Origin of the sequence: Actinomadura sp. 3N407 (assembly GCF_052245875.1) — a bacterium.
Classification (GTDB): Bacteria; Actinomycetota; Actinomycetes; order Streptosporangiales; family Streptosporangiaceae; genus Spirillospora.
Genome location: NZ_JBQQBP010000010.1, coordinates 185,528 through 207,867 on the forward strand (window position 1 = coordinate 185,528; position 22,340 = coordinate 207,867).

16 protein-coding genes and 2 pseudogenes are annotated in these 22,340 nt (G+C 70.9%); 10 read left to right on the plus strand and 8 right to left on the minus strand.

What is annotated here, in order from left to right; all coding sequences use genetic code 11:
* Window positions 1-81: 81 nt before the first annotated feature.
* Entirely contained in the window at window positions 82-744 is a 663-nt protein-coding gene (locus ACTWPP_RS25340) for a response regulator (RefSeq protein ID WP_443106841.1), read from the minus strand.
* A gap of 314 nt (window positions 745-1,058) precedes the next feature.
* Between ACTWPP_RS25340 and galE the strand changes: the two genes are divergently transcribed.
* The 9 genes from galE to ACTWPP_RS25385 all read left to right on the plus strand — a co-directional run bounded on the left by galE (window position 1,059) and on the right by ACTWPP_RS25385 (window position 11,137).
* A complete protein-coding gene (galE, locus tag ACTWPP_RS25345) occupies window positions 1,059-2,063 on the plus strand; it encodes a UDP-glucose 4-epimerase GalE (RefSeq protein ID WP_443106842.1) in 1,005 nt (334 codons plus the stop codon).
* Window positions 2,064-2,657: 594 nt separating this feature from the next.
* Window positions 2,658-3,155 (plus strand): Lrp/AsnC family transcriptional regulator, encoded by a 498-nt coding sequence (locus ACTWPP_RS25350; RefSeq protein ID WP_443106843.1) that lies wholly within the window; start codon window positions 2,658-2,660, stop codon window positions 3,153-3,155.
* Window positions 3,156-3,391: 236 nt separating this feature from the next.
* A complete protein-coding gene (locus ACTWPP_RS25355) occupies window positions 3,392-4,651 on the plus strand; it encodes an acyl-CoA dehydrogenase family protein (protein WP_443106844.1) in 1,260 nt (419 codons plus the stop codon).
* Between the two features lie 101 nt (window positions 4,652-4,752).
* Window positions 4,753-5,538 (plus strand): TetR/AcrR family transcriptional regulator, encoded by a 786-nt coding sequence (locus ACTWPP_RS25360; protein WP_443106845.1) that lies wholly within the window; start codon window positions 4,753-4,755, stop codon window positions 5,536-5,538.
* A 134-nt stretch (window positions 5,539-5,672) separates the two neighbouring features.
* Entirely contained in the window at window positions 5,673-6,512 is an 840-nt protein-coding gene (locus ACTWPP_RS25365; protein WP_443106846.1) for an enoyl-CoA hydratase/isomerase family protein, read from the plus strand.
* 193 nt (window positions 6,513-6,705) lie between these two features.
* Window positions 6,706-7,731 (plus strand): phosphotransferase family protein, encoded by a 1,026-nt coding sequence (locus ACTWPP_RS25370; RefSeq protein WP_443106847.1) that lies wholly within the window; start codon window positions 6,706-6,708, stop codon window positions 7,729-7,731.
* A 210-nt stretch (window positions 7,732-7,941) separates the two neighbouring features.
* Entirely contained in the window at window positions 7,942-9,150 is a 1,209-nt protein-coding gene (locus ACTWPP_RS25375; RefSeq protein ID WP_443106848.1) for an acyl-CoA dehydrogenase family protein, read from the plus strand.
* Entirely contained in the window at window positions 9,147-10,352 is a 1,206-nt protein-coding gene (locus ACTWPP_RS25380; protein WP_443106849.1) for an acyl-CoA dehydrogenase family protein, read from the plus strand. Before ACTWPP_RS25375 ends, ACTWPP_RS25380 begins: the two co-directional genes overlap by 4 nt.
* Entirely contained in the window at window positions 10,352-11,137 is a 786-nt protein-coding gene (locus ACTWPP_RS25385; protein ID WP_443106850.1) for an enoyl-CoA hydratase-related protein, read from the plus strand. Before ACTWPP_RS25380 ends, ACTWPP_RS25385 begins: the two co-directional genes overlap by 1 nt.
* A 35-nt stretch (window positions 11,138-11,172) precedes the next feature.
* Here ACTWPP_RS25385 and ACTWPP_RS25390 read toward each other — a convergent pair.
* From ACTWPP_RS25390 to ACTWPP_RS25415, 6 genes and pseudogenes are all read right to left on the minus strand, one after another.
* Window positions 11,173-11,553, minus strand: a pseudogene (locus ACTWPP_RS25390) (transposase); the annotation flags it as partial.
* Between the two features lie 203 nt (window positions 11,554-11,756).
* Window positions 11,757-11,993: pseudogene (locus tag ACTWPP_RS25395) on the minus strand (leucine zipper domain-containing protein); the annotation flags it as partial.
* Between the two features lie 681 nt (window positions 11,994-12,674).
* Complete coding sequence (locus ACTWPP_RS25400; protein WP_443106851.1) at window positions 12,675-13,937, minus strand: DUF222 domain-containing protein; 1,263 nt, start codon at window positions 13,935-13,937, stop codon at window positions 12,675-12,677.
* A gap of 520 nt (window positions 13,938-14,457) precedes the next feature.
* Window positions 14,458-14,643, minus strand: a complete 186-nt coding sequence (locus ACTWPP_RS25405) for a DUF397 domain-containing protein (RefSeq protein ID WP_443106852.1) — start codon at window positions 14,641-14,643, stop codon at window positions 14,458-14,460.
* Between the two features lie 378 nt (window positions 14,644-15,021).
* Window positions 15,022-16,119, minus strand: coding sequence for an acetate/propionate family kinase (locus ACTWPP_RS25410; protein WP_443106853.1), 1,098 nt, complete (start codon window positions 16,117-16,119; stop codon window positions 15,022-15,024).
* Between the two features lie 14 nt (window positions 16,120-16,133).
* Window positions 16,134-18,608 (minus strand): phosphoketolase family protein, encoded by a 2,475-nt coding sequence (locus ACTWPP_RS25415; RefSeq protein WP_443106854.1) that lies wholly within the window; start codon window positions 18,606-18,608, stop codon window positions 16,134-16,136.
* A gap of 686 nt (window positions 18,609-19,294) precedes the next feature.
* Here ACTWPP_RS25415 and ACTWPP_RS25420 point away from each other — a divergent pair.
* The gene (locus ACTWPP_RS25420; RefSeq protein ID WP_443106855.1) at window positions 19,295-20,581 is read left to right on the plus strand and encodes an amidase; all 1,287 of its coding nucleotides are present in this window, start codon (window positions 19,295-19,297) and stop codon (window positions 20,579-20,581) included.
* Between the two features lie 143 nt (window positions 20,582-20,724).
* Here ACTWPP_RS25420 and ACTWPP_RS25425 read toward each other — a convergent pair whose 3' ends face one another.
* A complete protein-coding gene (locus tag ACTWPP_RS25425; protein ID WP_443106856.1) occupies window positions 20,725-22,329 on the minus strand; it encodes a toprim domain-containing protein in 1,605 nt (534 codons plus the stop codon).
* Window positions 22,330-22,340 lie beyond the last annotated feature (11 nt).

Consider the following 22,340-nt stretch of genomic DNA (forward strand, 5'->3'; position numbering starts at 1 on the left):
CCTTCACCGGAGCAATCGCCCAAAAGACGACCTCGGCCTACGCTGTTTGCATCAGGGAGCAGGGATCGCGCCAGGGGCGCGTCAGGGGTTCGACGGGCGCATGCCGGCGCGCATGGCGAGGGTGATCGCCTCCAGCGCGGAGTGCACGTCGAGCTTGGCCAGCAGGTTCTGCGTGTGGGTGCGGACCGTGTTCGCCGACAGGCCCAGCCGTTCGGCGATCTCCGCGCGGCCCAGGCCGTCCACCATGCACTGCAGGACCTCCCGCTCACGCGGCGTCAGCCCCGCGAGCAGCCGTGCCCCGACGTCCGGCTCCCCGTCGTCCCGCATGAGGCGGCGCAGCACCTCGCCCAGCACGTCCGGCGGGATCCAGCCGCCCCGCCGGGCCGCCGACCGGATCACCTGGGCGACCAGGTCGGCGCTCTCGGTCTTCTCCAGCCAGCCCACGGCGCCGCGCCGGACGGCCTGCACGAGCGCGTCCAGGTCGCTCATCGCGGTCAGCACGACCACCCGGACGTCCGGATGCGACTCGCGGACCCGGTCCAGGACGTCCAGGCCGCTCTCCGCGCCCAGCGTCAGGTCGAGGACGAGCACCTGCGGGCGCTCGGTGTCGGTCAGCGCGAGTGCGCGCCGCACGTCGGCGGCGATCGGCAGGATCACCAGATCGGGCTCGCGTCCCAGCCGCGCCGCGAGGGCCTCGGCGAAGAGCGCGTGATCGTCCACGATGAGGACGCGGGTCGGTTGCATCCACCGACGATGACCGGCGCCGACGCCGAGCGGATCCTGCAAACGCTGTACTCGTCCCGGAAGTCGCTCGTCCCGGAAGTCGCTCGTCCGGACGCCGCTGGTTTCGGACATGCGTATACCGAGCCGCCACGCTCCGAGATCTTCGCTGGTGGCGGCCCGGTAAGAACCCGTGTGCGGACGCTCCGGCGCCCCGGCAAGTTCACCGGCGTCCAGAGCCGGTCACCTGGACGGCGGGACGTTGACGCCCCGCGATCGCCTGCTGATCCTGTGCGTGACCAATTCAGGGGACGCACTGGCTATCTGGGGGATGCCACATGAAAGTCCTGATCACCGGGGGAGCCGGGTTCATCGGCAGCACCATCGCCTCCGCCTTCGCCGAACGCGGGGTGACGCCCGTGGTGCTCGACAGCCTTGTCACGGGCCGGCCGGAGTTCACCGACGGAAAGATCTTCTACCAGGGCGACATCGGCGACGGTGACCTGGTCGACGAGATCTTCCGCAGCCACCCCGACATCATCGCGACCGTCCACTGCGCCGCGCTGATCGTGGTGCCCGACTCGATGACCGACCCGCTGCGCTACTACCGGGTCAACCTCAGCAGGACCCTCGACCTCGCCGGTCACCTCATCCGCAACGGCTGCGACCGGATGATCTTCGCGTCCACCGCCGGGATGTACCGTCCCGAACCGGATCTGTCGGTCTCCGAGACGTCGGCCCTGGAACCGCAGAACCCCTACACCCGCTCGAAGATGATGGCCGAGCTCCTCCTGGAGGACCTCGCCAACGCCTACGGCCTCCGCGTCATCTCGCTGCGCTACCTCAACCCGATCGGCGCGGACCCGCAGCTGCGCACCGGCCTGCAGAGCAGCAAACCCACGCACGCCCTCGGCAAGATGATCGAATGCCATGAACTCGGCGTCCCGTTCCAGATCACCGGCGTGAACTGGGAGACCCGCGACGGCACCGCGATCCGCGACTACATCCACGTCTGGGACATCGCCCGCGCCTTCTACGAGGCCGCGCTCCGCTTCGACTCCATCATCCCGCCGCTGGGGAACCGGTCCGGCTACCAGGTCATCAACCTCGGCACCGGCGACGGCACCACCGTCCGCGAACTCGTCGACGCCTTCCGCGAGGTCGTCGGCGACTCGTTCCAGGCCGAGGAGGCCCCCGCCCGCCCCGGCGACGTCGTCGGCGCCTTCGTCGACCCCGCGAAAGCCCGAGAAATGCTCGGCTGGAAACCCGAATACACCATCGAAGACGCCATCCGCCATTCCCTCCAATGGTCCGAACGCCGCCGAGAACTGGCCGCCCCCTAACCCCAATCGGACTAGCCCACGAGTCGGCCCTACCTTCGGGGAATCGGCCTGACCTGTGGAACGGCCTGATCCTCCGCCGGGTACGGAATGACCCTCCGCCGGGTACGGACTCACCCTCTGCCGCAGGACGCCGTTCGTTCGTAGGGCGGCCAGTCACCGTGCTGCGGGCGCCAGGTCACCGTGCTGCGGGGGCTCCGGCTGACGGCCGGGCTTCAGGCCGCTGAGTACCCCGCCCGCACGGGCTCGTCCGGTCCTCCCGACACCTTCGACGCGCCGGGAGGACCGAACGGGCCGGCCTTTGCGTCCAATGCCGCCGCGGTCGGGCAAGGCGCCGGTCCGGGACGATCGGTCAGCCGGGGCCCGAGGAGCGGCACGCCCGGATCGGGCAAGGCCGGATCGGGCAAGGCCGGATCGGGCAAGGCCGGATCGGGCAAGGGGCCCGCGCGGTGCGCGCCTCTCGTCTCGACGGGCCTCGTTGCCCGGTGGCGCCTCCCCGGGTGCGACCGTCGTGGGTGAGCGTCGTGCAAGATGAAGGGGCGATACCTGAGCAGATTGCTCAAGTCAGATCTGATTGCCTGACGGAGCTGAACGTTCGTGACCCGTACCACCCTCCTCGACCTGCAGATCCTTCGCCGCCTCGTCGAGCAGCCCCGCATCGGCATCACCGAACTGGCGGCCAAACTCGGCATCGCCCGCAACACCGCCCACGCCCGCGTCGACAGACTCGAACGCGACGGCGTCATCGGCCACCGCGGCCGTGAGGTCGACCTCGGTGCCATCGGCTTCGAGCTGACCGCGTTCGTCACCCTCGAAGTCGCCCAGGGCCGCCTCCGCGAGGCCGCCGTCGCGCTCGCCGCGATCCCGCGCGTCCTGGAGGTCCTCGGCATCACCGGCCAGGGCGACCTCCTCGTCCGCGCGGTCGCGCCGAACGGCAAGCAACTCCATGAGGTGATCGATTCGATCCTCGCCTGCCCCGGCGTCCGCCGCAGCACCACCTCGATCGTCCTCACTCACCAGGTCCCGTTCCGGGTAGGCCCGCTCCTGGAGGACGAGGAACGCCGAACCCGCGAAGACCAGAAGCAAGGACGCTGACCCCGCGCCCTGTGGCAACTCGGATCTTCGCTGGCGTAGGCGACGACGTCGGCGGTGAACTCGTCCAGTCGCGCCTAGGTCATGATGCCGCGCTCGTCCGGCTTGTCGATGGTCAGGTGGGCGACCCGTTGGTCACCTCGTAGTGGACCTCGCACACGGTTCCGCGCCTGCTTTGCCCTCTTCCTTCCGGGCCGAGGTCGGTGGCATGCTGGCTGAACAAAGGTTAAGGAGATTTTATGGATTTCCACCTTCCGGCGGAGCTGACCCGGCGGCTCACGGAGCTGGACGCGTTCATCGAACGGGAGATTGCGCCGCTCCAGTCCCAGGACGACAACGAGCGCTTCTTCGACCACCGCCGGGAGTACTCCCGCACCGACTTCGAGAACGGCGGCGTGCCCCGTCCCGAGTGGGAGGAACTGCTCGGCGAGATGTTCCGGCGAGCCGACGCGGCGGGGTGGCTGCGTTACGGGCTGCCCAAGGAGGTCGGCGGCTCCGACGGGACGAACCTCGACATGGCCGTGATCCGCGAGCACCTGGCGCACAAAGGCCTCGGCCTGCACAACGACCTGCAGAACGAGGCGTCCGTCGTCGGGAACTTCCCGTTCGCGCACATGCTGATGGAGTTCGGAACGCCCGAGCAGAAACAGGAGTACCTGCAGCCGATGCTCGCCCGCGAGAAGCGGATCGGCTTCGGCCTCACCGAGCCCGAGCACGGCAGCGACGCCACCTGGATGGAGACCACCGCGGTCCGCGACGGCGGCGACTGGATCATCAACGGCGCCAAACGGTTCAACTCGGGAATGCACTCGGCCACCCACGACGTGGTCTTCGCTCGGACGAGCGGCGAGCCGGGCAACGCCAGGGGGATCACCGCGTTCTTCGTCCCCACCGACGCGCCGGGCTTCTCGGTCGACTTCCACTGGTGGACGTTCAACATGCCCACCGACCACGCCGAGGTGACCATCCAGAACGTGCGGGTGCCGCACTCGGCGATCTTCGGGGCGGAGGGTGAGGGCCTGGCGGTGGCGCAGACGTTCGTCCACGAGAACCGGATCCGGCAGGCGGCCTCCGGTGTCGGCGCCGGGCAGTATTGCGTGGACCGCAGCGTCGAGTACGCCCGCCGGCGCGTGACGTTCGGCCGGGCGCTGGCGACGCGGCAGGCGGTCCAGTGGCCGCTGGTCGAGTTGCAGACCGAGGCCGAGATGCTGCGCGAGCTGATCCGCAAGACGGCGTGGGAACTGGACCGGGTGCCGCACATGGAGATCAGCGACCGGGTCTCGATGTGCAACTACCGGGCCAACCGGTTCGTCTGCGAGGCCGCCGACCGCGCGATGCAGGTGCACGGCGGTCTCGGCTACACCCGGCACACCCCGTTCGAGCACATCTACCGCCACCACCGCCGGTACCGGATCACCGAGGGGTCGGAGGAGATCCAGATGCGCAAGGTCGCCGGTTACCTGTTCGGCTTCGCCGGCCCGAACAAGGCGAAGGACTGAGCCGCTCAAAGTACGAGGCCGGTCGGGGAGCGAGGCCGGTCAGAACTGGGCCGGACGAGAATCACGGACGCAGGATGACGAACCGAACAGGAGGTGGACGGGTGGCGAGTTCCGTGGTGCCCGACCCGGACGCGTTTCCGCCCACGACGCCCACGACGCCCACGACGCCCACGGCGCCCACGGCGCCCACGGCGCCCACGGCGCCCACGGCGCCCGCGGGATCCGTCCCGGCGGGGGAAGCGGCGCCGTCCCGGCGGCCGGTCAGGGCGCGGCATGCGTCCAAGGCCGGCCACGGGCCCAAGGCGCAGCAGGGGCCGGGCGAGGCGGGGATCCTGCGGGCCGCGATCGCCGTGATGACCGAGCACGGCTACCACGGCACCTCGGTCCGGGACATCGCGATGCGCGCGGGGATCAGCCCGCCCGCGCTCTACTACCACTTCGAGTCCAAGCAGGAGGTCCTGGCGACGATCATGGAGCGGGGGATCGAGGCCCTGCTCCGCGACAGCCGTGCGGCGCTCGCCGCGGCCGGTGACGAGCCGTCCGGCAGGCTCGGCGCGCTCGTCGAGACCCACGTGCTGTTCCATCTGCGGGACCAGCGCGGCACCATGCTGGGCACCAGCGAACTACGCGCGCTGGACGAGCCGGTCCGCACCCGGCACATCGCCAAGCGCCACCAGCAGCAGCGGCTGTTCGACGGCGTGATCACGCAAGGCACCGAACTCGGCGTCTTCGCCACGCCGATCCCGCTGGAGGCGTCCAGGGCGATCGTCGTGATGTGCACCGGTGTGGCCGCCTGGTTCTCGCCGGACGGTCCGCTCAGCCGAACAGAGATCGCGCGGAACTATCGGCGGCTCGCGCTCGACATGGTGGGCGAACGCCGACCCTGAATCTCCTTCCGGAGGATGCGGTCTGACCGAACGTTCATACAGGAAATCTTGCGGGAAAGCGTGGTCACCGACTGAGACCGGCTCCCACCGCGAGCACCACCCCAACGTCCGCGAGCCGACCAGGGAGGAACGGTATGGAGCGGGACGTCAGGTACGAGACCGACGGGCATGTCGGCATCGTGACGCTCGACCGGCCGCAGGTGCACAACGCGCTGCGTCGGCAGACGTACGACGAACTGACCGAGCTGGTGCGCACGACCGACGCACGGACGCTGGTGGTGACCGGCGCAGGCCCCTCCTTCTGCTCCGGCGACGACGTCCGCGAACTGATGAGCAGCGGCGGGGACGGTGCGGCCGATGCCAGCGCTGCTGACGCTGCTGACGATGTCGCCGGTGCTGACGGGGCAGGCGGTGCGAGCGGTAGGGCGCCGAGACCCGAACCCCGGCTCACGCCGGCCGCCGGTGCGCTGCTGGACACCGAAGTCCCGGTGATCGCCGCCGTCAACGGGCCCGCCGTCGGCTGGGGCATGGAGCTGGCGCTGATGGCCGACCTGAGGGTCGCGGCGCGCCGCGCGAGGTTCGGTGAGCTGTTCGTCAAGCGCGGACTGTGCAGCGACGTCGCCGGCATCGGCCGGCTGGCCCAACTGGTCGGCCGCGAACGCGCCGCAGAGTTGCTGTTCACCGGCGAGGTCATCGACGCCGAACGCGCCGAACGCATCGGCCTGGTCGGACGCGTCGTTGACGACGACCGGCTGCTCCCCGAAGTGCTGGGACTCGCCCACCGGATCGCCGCCAACCCGCCGCTGGCGGTCGCCGCACTGAAACGCGGGCTGCGGCGTGCCCTCGATCCCGACTGGGACGAGCTCGGCGTGTGGGTGAGCACCACGCTCGGCGAACTGTTCACCACCGAAGACCACCGCGAAGGCGTCCGGTCCTTCCTGGAGAAGAGGGAGCCGAACTATGTCGGCCGCTGAGCCCCGTCCCGCCGGCAGTGCTCAACCCGGTAGTGCTCAACCTGACAGTTCTCAACCGACCGGCGCTCAACCGACCGGCGCTCAACCGACCGGCACTCAGCCGGGCGGCGCTCAACCGGGCAATGCGCAACCGGGCAATGCGCAACCGGGTGCCGCTCAACCTGGCGGCGTTCAGCCGGATGGTGCTCAACCGGTGTTGGGCATCGACCGGGAACGGGTCGGGCGCTGGCTCGCCGCGAACGTCGAGGGGCTGGTCGAGCCGGTCGAGTTCGCGCTGGTCTCGGGTGGCCGGTCCAACCTCACCTACCGGGTCACCGACGCCGCCGGTGCCGCGTACGCGCTGCGGCGCCCGCCGATGGGCGGCGTCCTGCAAACCGCTCATGACATGGGACGCGAGTGGCGGTTCATGACGGCGATGGCGGGCACCGGCGTCCCGGTGGCGCCGCCGCTGGCGTTCTGCGACGACACCGATGTCGCCGGCGCCCCGTTCTATGTCATGGGCTTCGTGGACGGGCTCGTGCTCGCCGACGCCGACACGGCGGCGCGCCTGGAGCCGGCGGCGCGGGCACGGGCGGGGGAGAGCCTCGTCGAGGTGCTCGTCGCGCTGCACGTCCTCGACCCGTACGAACGGGGCCTCGACGCGATGGTGCGCTCAACCGGATACGCCGAGCGGCAACTGCGGCGCTGGCATCGCCAGATCCGCCAGTCGGACGTCGCGCATCTCGCCCTGCTCGACGAGGTGCACGACCTGCTCGCCTCGCACGTCCCGGCTCAGCGGACCGGGATCGTCCACGGCGACTACCGTCCGGGCAACCTGGCCTTCGGTCCCGACGGCACGGTCCGCGCCGTCTTCGACTGGGAGCTGGCGACCTCGGGTGAACCGCTGGCGGACGTCGGTTACCTCGTGGCGACGTGGCAGGAACGGGACGATCCCGAGCCGGTCGGCAGCCCCGGCCCCACCGTCGTGCCCGGATTCCCGTCCAGAACCGACCTAGTCGAGCGGTATGCGCGGCTGTCGTCCCGCGACGTGTCGGACGTCCCGTACTGGGTCGCGTTCGCACAGTGGCGTTCCGCCTGCATCAGCGTGGGCGTGCGGGCCCGATACGCGGCCGGACACATGGCCGACGACGGTTACCGGGAGGAGGCGCAGGCCCGCGCCGACCAGGAGATCCGCCTGACCGAGGCCGCCCGCGAAGCCCTCCGCGACCTGTCGCCGTGACGAGCGCTGTGACGAGTGCTGTGAGGCGGCGATGTGGACGAGCGGCGCAGCGGTGAGCGGCGCAGCGGTGAGCGGTGCAGTGACCAGCGGCGCTGTGACGAGTGACGCTGTGACGAGTGACGCTGTGACGAGTGGCACTGTGACGAGTGACGCTGTGACGAGCGGGCGCAGTGATGAGCGATGTGGACGAGCGACCGGAAGGAACATCCGATGACCTCACACGACTACCGGGACGGTGTCCGTGCCTGGCTGCGCGCCCATGCGCCCGCGCCTGACCCGGACGTCACGCCGGACGAGCATCTGCGCCGCGCCAAGGAGTTCCAGGCCGCGCTGTACGACGCCGGGTATGCCGGGATCACCTGGCCCAAGGAGGTCGGCGGTCAGGGGCTCGGCGCCGCCGAGCAGCAGGTCTTCGCGGATGAGGCCGCCGAGTTCGACCTCCCCACCTACCCGTTCATCGTCGGCCTCGGCATGTGCGGGCCGACGCTCGTCGACCTCGGTACGCCCGAGCAGAAGCGGCGCCACCTGCCCGGCCTGCTGCGCGGCGAGGAGATCTGGTGCCAGTTGTTCTCCGAACCGGGCGCCGGGTCGGACGTGGCGAGCCTGCAGGCGCGGGCCGTCCGCGACGGGGACGGCTGGGTGGTGAACGGCCAGAAGGTGTGGACGACCAACGCCCAATGGGCCGACTTCGGTGCCCTGCTGGTCCGTACCGACCCCGACGTCCCCAAGCATGCGGGCATCACCATGTTCATCGTCGACATGCGTGCGCCCGGCGTGACCGTCCGTCCCCTCAAGGACATGACCGGCAGGGCGCCGTTCAACGAGGTGTACTTCGACGACGTTCGCATCCCCGCCGACGCGGTGATCGGCGAGGTCGGCGGCGGCTGGCGGGCGGCGGTGACCATGCTCGGGCACGAACGGGTGTCGATCGGGGGATCGCGTCCTTCGCGCAACAGCGCGCTCACCTTCGCCGCGCTGCTCGAACTGGCACGCCGCGAAGGGGTCACGGACGTCCCGGCTCAGCGCGAACGCCTCGCCGACCTGTACGCGCACGAGCGGGCCCTCGACCTGCTCAACGTGCGGATGCGGCAGGAGGCCGCCGCGGGCCGCCCGCCGGGGGCGCGCGGCTCCGTCGCCAAACTGGCGGGCGCGCTCCAGCTGCGCCGCGCGATCGCTCTGGCCGGTGAGCTGGCGGGCGCGAACGCGGTGGCCTGGAAGCCCGGCGACGTCCGCGGCGACGGCCTCGCGCTCGGCATCAACGCGGCGCCCGCGTCCGGCATCGCCGGCGGCACCGACGAGGTGCAGCGCACCATCATCGGCGAACGCATCCTCGGCCTGCCGAAGGAACCGCAGGTCGACCGGGACGTCCCGTTCCGAGAACTCAAGGTCGGCACCCAGCGTGAGGAGGGCGGCCGGTGAAACTCGTACTGGACCCCGAACAGGAACAACTGCGCGTCACCGTCCGCAAAGTCCTGGCGGACCGTTCACCGACCGCGAAGCTCCGCGAGGTCATGGACTCGGATGCGGGGTACGACCACGACCTGTGGCGGACGCTCGGCGACCTCGGCGTACTCGGCCTGGTCGTCCCGGAGGACCTGGGCGGGTCCGGCGCGGGTCACACGGAACGCGCCGTCGTGATGGAGGAGTTGGGCCGCGCGCTGGCGCCTTCACAGTTCCTGGCCTCGGCGGTGCTCGCGACCGACGCCCTCCTCACCCTCGACGAGGACGAACCCGCCCGCGCCGCGCTGCTCCCGAGGCTGGCCGCGGGCGAACTGATCGGCACGGTCGCCGCGGCGGAGGGCGGCGGCGCCTGGGACCTCGCCGGCGGGACGACCACCGCGACCGGACACGACGGGACGTGGCGGCTGGACGGAGTCAAGACACCCGTCCTCGCCGGAGACTCGGCCGACCTGGTCCTCGTGTACGCCCGCACGCCGGCCGGTCCCGGCTGGTTCGCCGTCGAGGGCAACGCGGTCGGCCTCACCCGTACCGTCCTGACCGGCCTCGACCCGACCCGCCGCTTCGCCGAACTCACCTTCGCCGGCACACCGGCCCGTCCGCTGTCGGCATCGGACGCGGGGGCGGCGCTGGAGACGGTCGCGGACCTCGCGGCGGTCGCGCTGTCCGCCGAACAGGTCGGCGGAATGGGACGGGCGATGGAACTGACCGTCGAGTACGCGAAGGCGCGAATGCAGTTCGGCCGCGCGATCGGCTCGTACCAGGCCGTCAAGCACGGCTGCGCCGACATGTACAGCGCCTGGGAGCAGGCGGTGTCGGTGCTGCGCTTCGCCGCATGGACCGCCGACCACGACCGTCCCGGCCTGCCGATGGCGGCCTCGCTCGCGCAGACCTACATCGGCCCGGCGTTCTTCGAGACGGCGGCCGGCATGGTCCACTACCACGGTGGCATCGGCTACACCTGGGAGCACGACGCCCACCTGTACTACAAGCGCGCCAAGAGCAGCGAGCTGCTCCTCGGCCCTCCCGGCGACCACCGCGCCCGCCTCGCCGACCATGTGCTGGCCGACCATGTGCCGGGCGACCATGTGCCGGGCGACCATGTGCTGGCCGACCCTGCGCTCGCCAACCATGTGCCGGCCGCCCAACCGGAGGATCTGTGATGGCTGCCGACGTCCTGCTGGCCTCCCGCGACACCGATGTCCTGACCCTCACACTGAACCGTCCGCACCGCAGGAACGCGATCGACGCCGACCTGTGGGCGGCGCTGCACGAGCAGCTCACCGCGGCGCGCGACGATCCCGCCGTCCGCGCGGTCGTGATCGCCGGGGCGGGCGGGGCGTTCTGCGCGGGCGCCGACCTGTCCAGCGGCGTCGCGCCGGGTCACCCGCTGAACCGGATGCGCGCGGTGAACGACGTGGCGCTGCTGCTGCACGAGCTGCCGGTCCCGTCGATCGCGAAGGTCGAGGGCGTCGCGGTCGGAGCCGGCTGGAACCTGGCGCTCGGCTGCGACCTGGTGGTGTCCACCCCCGAGGCGCGCTTCTCCCAGATCTTCGCCCGGCGCGGCCTGTCCCTGGACTTCGGCGGCTCCTGGCTGCTGCCCAAACTCGTCGGCCTGCAACAGGCCAAACGCCTGGCGCTGCTCGCCGAGATGATCGACGCGGCCGAGGCGCACCGGCTGGGCCTGGTGACCTGGGTGGTCGACCCGACCGAGATCGACGCCTTCGTCACCGACCTGGCCGCACGCCTCGCCGCCGGTCCGCCGGTGGCGCTGGCGCAGAGCAAGGCCCTGCTGACCGAGGGCGCAGGCAGCTCATTCCGCGACGCCCTCGCCGGTGAGGCACGCGCCCAGACGGTCAACCTCGCCACCGCCGACGCCCCGGCCGCGTTCGACGCCTTCAACGAGAAACGCGAGCCGTCCTTCACCGGCGAATGGGCCATCGACTGATTCCGCCCGCCACCACGCCTGGACTGACACGCGCACCGGTGTTTGCGCGGGATCGGCTGCAGGCTGCTGCGTAGCAGGTGCACCGCGCACGATTGGGCGATGGTGTGCGGGAACGCCGAGGTGATGGCGTCCTCGAACCCGGCCAGGCCGTCGCAGGTGGGCGCCTTCTCGTCGGGAGGGGCTCGGTGCAGGCCAGGCGGGAGTGGTCGTCCAGGGCGGTGTGCAGGTGGAGGTAGCCGTGGCTGGTGCGCGCCTGGTTTCTTGCGCCCGGCTGCCCGGCTGCCCGGCTGCCCGGCTGCCCGGCTGCCCGGCTGCCCGGCTGCCCGGCTGGGGGCCTTGTGGACGCCGCCGTCAGGGATGCGGCCGAGTTTTCTTGGCGTCGATGTGGACCGGTTCTGCGGGTCGGGTCCATTCATAGCGGGCGGGCGGGTTTGTCGGCGGCCCGGTCGCAGGAGGCCAGGGCGGGCGGCCCGTGACGGGTCGGGATCCGGTGAGCGGTGGACGCGACAAGGTCGCAGCGCACGGCCGGGCGCACGACTCCGATGCGGTGCTCGCGCCGCAGCCGCACGACGCGTGTCTCGACCTCGCCTCGCCCTCGCCTCGCCCTCGCCTCGCCCTCGACCTCGGTCTCGGTCTCGGGTGGGGTGCGGCGCGGCTGGTGGTGCGGCCGGTTGGAGCGGTCGCGTATGCCCGCGGCGCGCAGCTGCCGGTACCGGTTCGCCCAGCGGGCGGTGGTGGTGGTGTGGACGGCCTGGAAGCGTTCGGCCGCGTGGCGCAGCGGCCAGCTGTCGTCCACCACACACCGGGCCGGACGCAGTTTGCCGGTCGGGGGCAGCGGAGCATTGCGGTGGGACATGAGGACCTCCTGGCAACCGGTGCAGATCTCGCAATCCACACCGAAACCAGCAGGCCATCACCCGTTCACGCAGCCAGAACGCGTGTCACCAACCTCTCGGGACAACCCACCGAGGGCCACGGCGACTTCCCGACCTGACCGATACCAGCCGACGCGGACGATGCTGATCAGCTCGCCGTCACCGCACTGCCAGCGTGTTCACCCGGCGGCGCCGGCCCATCCTGCGAACCGGCGATCACCAGGGTCGGCGCGGAGATCCCGCCCAGCCGCGCAGTGGCGTCGAACCGCGCCAGGGCGTCAGAGCACGCCGCGCACCCCTCGGGGGCGGTCGCGCGGAGCCCCGGTCCTGCACCAGCCGGCCTCCACACAGGCGACGATGTGCCGTTGACTCCAGGCGGTCGAGGCGACCGCTGGATCGATGGTGCGCGCAGCGGGCGCCCCTTCGCCAGATGAGGTGCCCCGAAGGGCCCCGGCATGCTGACGCGTCCCGAAGAAGACGTGACCCATGGGGATGGCGTGCCAGGACGGCATCTGTGGCCGGGCTTGTGGTCGCCAATGTGAACGGCAGGGTGCCGCCATTTTCGGGGCAGGGGCAGGGGCAGGGGCAGGCTGCTCGGCTGAAGCGTCAGTCGGGCGGGTCGCCGAAGTGTGAGGGCGGTACGAGTGTCCCGGCCGCCGTACTTACGCAGCTTGGAGCCAGGGGGGTGGGCGGCCTGTCGCGGTGGGCACCCTGGTCTTGCTTCCGACTTCGGGTCCGGAGAGTTGGAGGCGGTAGCTGTAGCGACCGTCCGTGGTTCGGCGGATGTTGATCTGGGTGGGATTGGCCGCCTTATACCGGTTGTGGAATCCGCAGGTGAGGGCGAGCTGGTCGATGTCGGTGGGGCTGTTGCCGAGGGCCCAGCCGTTGACGTGGTCGACTTCGCTCAACGTCCCAGGGACTTCGCAGCCCACTACGGCGCAGGTCGGGTAGAGGGTTTCCAGGACGCGGCGTTGGCCCGGCGTGGCGAACCGTTCCCGGTATCCGAGGTAGAGCGGTATGTGACCGCGTCCGAGGATCAGTGGCGAGACCCCGGCCGCCAGGGCGATCCGGCGGGCCTGCTCCGCCGGGATCGGGGTGCCGTCGGCGAGGCGTGCCGGGGCGGAACCACCGGTGAGGGTGTCCAGGTCGCAGATGACGGTGACCTTGGTGGCCCTGTGTCCACCCGACAGCACGGAGGACAGCGCCGCCGCAGTCCGCTCGGACAGGTCGCGGCGGTCGTCGGTACCGGCGGGCTTGGCCAGCGGCCCCAGCGTCCCGTCCCAGATCGCGGCGTCCTCGGCGTTCAGCCAACCCTTGATGTAGCGCCCGCCGTCCAGCGAACGAGTCGAATCGATCCAGGACCGCTCATAACCTCGCCGGGAGTCGCCGTCGGGCATCTCGGTGCCGTCGCGTTCGGCGATGACGTCACGGATCCGGCGACCGAATGAGGCGACCTTCCCTGCGGAGAACTCCTGGTCGACCATCCCAAGCAGGATGTCTTCGGCGGCCCGGCAGTCCTCGTCGTTCAGGCGGGCCACGGCACCGGCGATGGTGGCGGCGTAGCCGAACGAAAGCTCACCTGTGGCCCAGCGTTCGAGAACGGTGGGGAGACGGTGACGCTGCCGGGCGAGGGTGAGACGTTCTTTGGCGCGGGTGTCGCGCATGCCCAGCTGGGACCGCAGCCACGCCTGGGTGGACGGCAGCCCCCGGCGCTGCACTTCACCAGAGGTGTCCACCCTGGAGATGAGTCCGGCGAGGGCGGATTCCAACCGATCGGTGGCGGCCGCCAGGCTCTCGCTGAGTTCCATGCATGCGGCCGGGGATTCAGGCGGCTCCCGATGGGCGAGTTCGGCGGCGACCGCCGACACGACATCCACCAATTCCATGGCGGACGCCTCGCCGAGGCCGTTCATCATCGAACACATGTACGAATGCTATCGCACCAAGCATGCATGGCGCGGCCGTGATGGACGAATTCAGGACTTCAATATTGTCACCATGGGGATAGTCGGGCCCTATAAAATGGGCGAAACTTGGACATTTCGATTTGTCTAGTTTTGGCTGGGAGCCCGGTTCTGAATGGGCTGGTACTTGGCTGGGCGGTGGGGGTGGCGCGTCGGGCAGAGGGCAGGCGGAGCCTGCCCGACGAAAGCTGCACTCAGGGGCCGCAGAGGCTCCGAAGTCAAGGGTGGGACGGAGTCCCATCGCGAAGCGACGCGAAGCGCCCTTGACTTTGGAGGGGCGCGGCCCCGTACGCAGCGCCACCCCCACCGCACGGCGAAGAGCCGCGAGCGACGAACCTCGCGCTACGAACCTCGCGCTACGAACCTCGCGCTACGAACCTCGCGCTACGAACCTCGCGCTACGAAACACAGGCAACAACTGGGAGCTATGGGTGCAGAGCCACCAGCGCGGGGGGCATGAAGAGGAGCGCCTCGGCTTCGGTCAGGCGTTCTTCAGCGTCCGGGTCAGGTGCCTGAAGGCGTGGGGAGTGAGCAGGAGCTTGGGGCCGTGCGGGTCTTTGCTGTCGCGAAGGGCGACGGTGTCGTTGACGCGGGCGAGTTCGACGCAGTTGCCGCCGTTGCCGGAGCTGCGGCTCGCCTTGCGCCATGTGGCGGTGCTCAAGTCCATTTTCCTTCGCCACCTTTGCTATCAGTTCGAGGGACTGGTCCACGGGGTACGCGGCGGACTGGACTGACGTGAATAGCTCGGTGAGACGCTTGATTTCCATGCGATCGGTGGTCGTGTCGCCGTTGATTGCGGTGTCCTTGTACCCTGCCTCGCTTCCGTCCGGAAGTGTCCCGATGGCGAAGGCGCCCCCGGGTGCCCTCGTGCAGGCGGAGTGGGGCGATCTGGATGCGGACGCGGCGAGAAGCGACCGTCATGAGGTATTGGATCTGGCGGCATGCGGGGGAGCAGTACACCGACGCGCGCCCCTGCTGTCCGTCCGAAGGTGGCAGAGCACTTCCGCGCACACGGCAGACGGGTACCGGCATGCCGGGCATGCTCTTACCTGGGCGCCAAAGCCCGGCGCGTACCGGCCGCTATTTCGAGGTCTTCGCGGGCGGCGACGACCAGGGTGCGGACGGAGGCGTCGTCCGAGGTGATGTCGGCGTCGCCGTCCACTCCCGTGTTGCGGTGGGGGTCGACGGAGACGCCGAGGAAGGCGAGGTCCTCGGCCAGGCGCATGCGGACGGACGGGTCGTGCTCGCCGATGCCGCCCGTGAACACCAGCGCGTCGAGTCCGCCGAGGGACGCTGTCATGGCGGCGGCGCAGGCGCGGAGGCGGTGGTGGTAGACGTCGAGGGCGGCGAGGGCGTTCACGTCACGTTCGCCGGCGAGTTCGTGGATGCGGCGCATGTCGCCGGTTCCGGCGAGGCCGCGCAGCCCCGAGTCGCGGTCGAGGGCGGAGTTGACGTCCTGCGCGGAGAGCCCGTGTTTGATCAGCCACAGCGGGATGCCGGGGTCGATGCTGCCCGCCCGGGACGCCATGACCAGCCCTTCCAGTGGGGTGAAGCCCATGGTGGTGTCGATGGACCGGCCTTCGGCGATGGCGCAGAGGGACGCGCCGGATCCGAGGTGGCAGACGACCATCCGAGGCGGGATGGTGCCGAGGAGTTCGCCCGTGCGGCGGACGGCGTAGGAGAACGACAGCCCGTGGAAGCCGTAGCGGCGCAATGTGAATCGTTGCCGCCATTGTTCGGGGAGCGCGTAGGTGGCGGCGGCGTCCGGCAGGGTGGTGTGGAAGGCGGTGTCGAAGCAGGCGACGGCGGGGATGCCGGGCAGCGCCCCGGTGATCTCCGACAGTGCGTGCAGCGACGCCGGCTGGTGCAGCGGGGCGAGGTCGGCGAGGTCGCGCAGTTGTTCGGTGACCTTGGCGTCGATGGGCACGGGTTCGGTGAAGTCGGTGCCGCCGTGGACGAACCGTACGCCGATCGCGTCGGGCTTCGGCATGTCGGTGACCATCGGGGCCATCTCGTGGCCGGTGCCCGACTCCACGGCGAGGACGGTGTCGTCGAGGTCGAGCAGGCTCACCTTCAGGCTGCTGGACCCCGGGTTGACCGTGAGGACCCTCATCGGTTCGCTCGCCATTGGTTCGCTCGCCATTGGTTCGCTCGCCATCAGTACGGCCAGGTCCAGTCGCGGACTTCCGGTGCGTCCTCGCCGTGTTCGCGTGTGTAGGCGCGCGCCGCGAGACGCTGGTCGGCCATCCGCTGCCTGATGTGGGCGACGCGTCCTCCGAGTGAGGGGACGCGGTCGATGACGTCCATGACGAGGTGGTAGCGGTCCAGGTCGTTCAGCATGACCATGTCGAACGGCGTGGTGGTCGTCCCTTCCTCCTTGTAGCCGCGGACGTGCAGGTTGGGGTGCCCGGCGCGGCGGTAGGTGAGCCGGTGGATGAGGTACGGGTAGCCGTGGAACGCGAAGATGACGGGCTTGTCGGTGGTGAACAGCGCGTCGTAGTCGCGGTCCGGCATCCCGTGCGGATGTTCGCTGGGCGGTTGGAGCCGCATGAGGTCCACGACGTTCACGACCCGGACGCCGAGATCGGGGAACAGCTGCCTCAGCAGGTCGGCGGCGGCGAGCGTCTCCAGTGTCGGGATCTCGCCCGCGCAGGCGAGCACGACGTCCGGGCCGGCGTCCCCTTCGCCGTGGTGGTCGGCGGGGCCAGTGGGGCCTGAGGGGTTGACAGGTTGGGAGGGGGCGGAGGGGTTGGCGGGGGCGGCAGGGTCGGCGGGCCGGGGGGGAGCGGGCCGGGGGGAATGCGACGCCCATTCCCAGATGCCGATGCCGCGGGCGCAGTGCGCGATCGCCGCGTCCATCGGCAGCCAGTTCAGGGCGGGCTGCTTGCCCGCGACGACCACGTTGACGTAGTCGCGGGACCGCAGGCAGTGGTCGCCGACCGACAGCAGCGTGTTCGCGTCCGGCGGCAGGTACACCCGGACGATCTCCGGCTTCTTGTTCAGGACGACGTCGAGGAAGCCGGGGTCCTGGTGGGTGAAGCCGTTGTGGTCCTGCCGCCACACGTGCGACGACAGCAGGTAGTTCAGTGACGCGATCGGCCGCCGCCACGGCAGGTGCCGGGTGACCTTCAGCCACTTGGCGTGCTGGTTGAACATCGCGTCCACGATGTGGATGAACGCCTCATAGCTGTTGAACAGCCCGTGCCGTCCGGTGAGGAGGTAGCCCTCCAGCCAGCCCTGGCACAGGTGCTCGCTCAGCACCTCCATCACCTGGCCGGACGGACCCTGGTGCTCGTCGGTCGGAAACCGTTCGCCCTGGAAGACGCGGTCGGTCGCCTCGAACACGTCCCCGAGCCGATTGGACGCGGTCTCGTCGGCGCCCATGATCCGGAAGTTGGACGGGTTGGCCTTCACGACGTCGCGGAGGAACGTCCCGAACGTCCGGGTGGGCTCCGTGGACGTCGTGCCCGGCTTGTCGACGGGCACCGCGTAGTCACGGAAGTCCGGCAGGACCAGCGGCTTCAGCAGCAGCCCGCCGTTGGCGTGCGGGCTGGCGCTCATCCGGCGGTCGCCTGCGGGCGCGAGGGCGCGCAGTTCCGCGACGGGACGTCCCGCGTCGTCGAACAGTTCGTCCGGACGGTACGAGCGCAGCCACTCCTCCAACTGCGCGAGGTGCTCGGGGTTGTCGCACACGCCGGCGAGCGGGACCTGGTGGGAACGCCACGTGTTCTCGACCGGCTTCCCGTCCACCTCCTTCGGGCCCGTCCAGCCCTTCGGAGACCGCAGGACGATCATGGGCCAGCGTCGCCGCCCGGAGGTCCGTCCCTCCCGGGCGCCGCGCTGGATGTCGCCGATCTCGGTGAGGGCCTGGTCGAGCGCGGCGGCCATCTTGCGGTGCATGGACGCGGGCTGGTCGCCGCTCACCAGGAACGGCTGGTATCCGTAGCCGTCGAGCAGCTGGACGAGCTCTTCCTCGGGGACCCGCGCGAGCACCGACGGGTTCGCGATCTTGTAGCCGTTGAGGTGCAGGATCGGCAGGACGGCGCCGTCGTTCACCGGGTCCAGGAACTTGTTGGAGTGCCAGCTCGCCGCCAGCGGCCCGGTCTCCGCTTCCCCGTCCCCGATGATGCACGCGACGACCAGATCGGGGTTGTCGAACACCGCCCCGTAGGCGTGGGCCAGCGAATACCCCAGCTCGCCGCCCTCATGGATCGAGCCGGGCGTCTCCGGCGCCACATGGCTAGGGATGCCGCCGGGGAATGAGAACTGCCGGAACAGGCGCCGCATGCCCCGCTCGTCCAGCGACACGTCCGGGTACACCTCGCTGTAGGTGCCCTCCAGCCAGGCGTTCGCGACGGCCGCCGGGCCGCCGTGCCCCGGGCCCATGATGTAGATCATGTCGAGGTCGCGCGCCTTGATCGCCCGGTTGAGGTGCGCGTAGCAGAAGTTGAGGCCGGGTGAGGTGCCCCAGTGGCCGAGCAGCCGCGGCTTGATGTGGCGGCGTTCGAGCGGCTCGCGGAGCAGCGGGTTGTCCAGCAGGTAGATCTGCCCCACGGACAGGTAGTTGGCCGCCCTCCAGTACGCGTCGATCCGGCGTACTTCGTCGTCGGTCATGGCGACGGACTCGGTCATGGCGCGTCCCTTGTCCCTTCGGTGCCGGGGGCCGGTTCCGGAGCCGGGTGTTTCGGTACCGCCCTGGCAGCATCACGTCCCCCCGATCGGCCTCCTCAACCATCACCGAAAGCCCCTGACCAAAGGGGTCGCACGCTCAGAGCCGGACGTTTCACGGAGGGCCGGGCCGAACGTTCCACGGAGGGCGGGGCCGAACGTCCCACCCGAGACAGGGCCGCCGAAGATTAAGCAAGGCCACGGCGGCGGGTGCGTGCCGCCGTGGCCTTGTCCCCCCACCTGGATGTGGACGTCACCGGTTACAGGGGCGGCGGCCGCGTCCGGAAGCAGGGTGCGGTCTCCGCCCCGCCCCCCAGCGAACCGGTGGGAGCGTCTCCATTGGGTGTCCTGAAGCCTGCCGCGTACTCGCGCGTAGGTTTACGTGTTCGGGAGTGTAGTCGGTCGGCGGTCGCGTATCCGCGACGAAAGGCTGACTCTCTGCGACGAATGTGCAACGCTCAGAGACGGGCGGCGACGAACAGACAACGGACGAACAACGGACGGGCGAGGGACGGGCGAGGGACGGGCGAGGGACGGGCGACGGACGGGCGACGGAGCGCGAGAGGCGGGGTCCGTTCGCGACGGCGGTGAGAGGCCGGTGGCTCTGCCATGCTACGCAGACCGGTAAGGCTGGACGGACGGGAGGCTACATGAGCGGGTTCTTCACCGGGCGGACCCTCGCCGACATCGGGCGTGGCCTGCGTGCGGGCGGCGAGTCGGCGACCGGCCTGCTGGCGCGGGCCCTGGAGTCGGTCGACCCGGACCTGAACGCCTTCGTGACCCTCGACCCCGAGGGCGCCGAGGCCGCCGCCAGGTGGGCGGACGAGGAACTCGCGTCCGGCGTCGACCGGGGGCCGCTGCACGGTGTCCCCGTCGCGGTGAAGGACATCATCGACGTCGCCGGCCTCCCGACAGGGATGGGCTCGGCGCACTTCAACGGGAATGTGGCCGAGACCGACGCGGCCTGCGTGACGATGCTGCGGGACGCGGGAGCCGTGATCGTCGGCAAGACCGGTACGCACGAGTTCGCGTACGGCGGCAGCGGCGACGTGTCCGTCAACGGGCCGGTCCGCAACCCGCACGACCGGGAGCGGATGTCGGGCGGCTCCAGTAGTGGCAGCGCCGCCGCCATCGCCGCCGGGACGGTCCCGCTCGCGCTCGGCACGGACACGGGCGGGTCGGTGCGGATCCCCGCCGCGTTCTGCGGCATCGCCGGGTTCAAGCCGCCGTACGGCGCCATACCCACGCAGGGCGTGTTCCCGTTGTCGACGTCGTTCGACCATGTCGGAGTCCTCGCCGGGTCCGCGGCGGACTGCCGCATCGCTTACCACGCGTTGACCGGCCCGGCGGAGGCCGTCCCGTCGCCGGTCGACGAGAGCGCACCGCACGTGCGCGTCGCGTGGATCGAACCGCCGGCGATCGACCCGGACGTGGAGCGGACCGTCCGGGCGCTGTTCCCGGACGCGCCGTCCGAGCGGATCGACCTGCTCGAAATCCGGCGGATCTTCCGGGCCATCCAGGACAGCGAAGCGTACGACGTGCACGCCGAACGCGTCGCGGAGGCGCCCGGCCTGTACCAGGCGCCGACGCTTGAGCGCCTGAAGCACGCGGGCCGGACGCCCGGCTGGCGATACCTGCGCGCCGTCCGCGAGCGGGACCGCTTCGCGCGGGACGTCGCCGGGCTGCTGGACCGCTACGACTTCCTGGCGATGCCCACCCTCCCGATCACCGCCCCGAAGATCGGCGAGACCGAGGGGCCGCTCGGCCCGCACGTACCGACGCTGGTGAGCCTCACGTGCCCGTGGAACGTGCTGGGCCTGCCCGCCCTGAGCATCCCCGCCGGGACGGTCCACGGCCTGCCGGTCGGTGCGCAGCTCATCACCCGCCCCGGCGCCGAAACCCTCCTCTTCGACGCCGCCGACCGCCTCACGGGCTGACCGGTCCCCCGCCGCGGCGGTGGTTCCTGCCGGGGTAATGGGTCTCGCTGGGGTGGTGAGGGTCGCGGGTGGCGAGGGCCTCGGAGTGATAGGGCCACGGGGGTGCGGGCATTCGCGGGGTGTGGCGTGGTTGGGCGGAGGGGCTATGGGCTTACCGTGTCGATCAGGATTTCGGTGACCAGGGCGGTGGGGACGTTCATGCGGGCCGCGACGCGGACGACCTGATGGGCCGCATCCGGCGGGCGGGTTGCGATGATCTTGGAGGCGGCGCGGATCGCGGCGAGTTGTTCCTCCGGGCCGCCGAATGGCCCGCCGGCTCGTTCGAGGGCGGTGTCCACGACCGCGTCCATCAGCGGGGTCCTGGCGCGGAGCGCACGTAGGACGGCGGCGCGGCCGTCGGCTTTCAGCAGTCCGGCGGGGTCGCGTCCGGCGGGCAGGGCGGCGGTGTCGATCGGGCCGCCGATCCCGGCGAGTCTGTCCCATGCGCGGACGGCTCCCGATCGTCCCGCCGGGTCGCCGTCCAGGGCGACGAGGACACCGGCGCCGTCCAGGTCGGCGACGTTCCCCAGTGCGTCGACCTGCGGCGATGTGAGGGCGAGCCCGCAGGTCGCGACGGCCGCGTACTCGGCCGGTCCCGCGATGGTGACCGCGATGGCGTCCAGCGGCCCTTCGACGATCACGGGACGCGCGCTGGCCGCCAGCCGGTCGCGGGCCTCGTGCAGGCCGTACAGCAGCTCACCCTTGTGGAAGAGAAACGTGTCGGGGCCGTTCAGGTATTTGGGGCCGCGTGCACCGTCCCGGCGGCGGCCGATGAAGCCGGCGACCGCGCCGTCCGCCGTCCGGATCGCGAACATCGCCCGGTCGCGGAACGTGTCGTGGAGCCGCCCCGCGTGCCCGCGACGCGCCAGGCCGGACGCGACGATCTCGTCGTCGCCGTGCCCGAGCGTCCGGAGGTGCCCGGTGAGCGCGCGGGCGCCGTCCGGCGCGTACCCGATCCGCCACCGCCGCTGCACACCCGCAGGGAATCCGCGTCCGGCGAGGTAGCGGGGCACCCAGCTCTCCGCGAGCCGCGCACGGAAGAACCGGTGCGCGTCGGGCATGATCCCGTGCTCGGACGCGCCTGACGCCTCCTCGTACCTGCGCCGGGCCGTCCGGAGGATCCGGTCACCCATACCGGGGCCCGCCCAGAACGCTCTCGCCGGGAAGTCGGGCATGGACGGTGCCAACCCGAGCCAGGCCGCCACCAGGAATGTGACGGAGTCGGCCTCCACCCGCCGCACGCCCCCGCCGCCGGCGTTCCCGGTGAGCGCCGCGAACCGGTGCGCGGCCTCGGGCCGCGACGGGGTGGTGAACGGGGCCGGGAGCGGGGTCGGGAGCGAGGCTGGGAGGGGGGTCGGGAGCGAGGCTGGGAGGGGGGTCGGGAGCGAGGCTGGGAGGGGGAGACCGTCCGTCTGCGACACGTCGAAGACGGCACGCGGCGCACCGGCCCGGCCTAGGACGCGGATGCCCGTCTCACCCTTCCGGACCTGGCGGCCCGCGGAACGCCACTCCTCGTAGGAACGGACGTCGGTGGCGCCGCGCCACTGGGCGCTGATCAGGAGGATGCCGAGGTAGCCGTACCGGCGTCCATGCAGAACGGCGCGTTCCAGCCACCATGACCAGGGCAGTGTGCCGTCCCGCAGCCGGGCCGTCTCCTGGTCGGCGATGCCGCGCAGAACACGCTCGTCCCCCGGAAGACCATGCGGCATGGCAGCCTCCT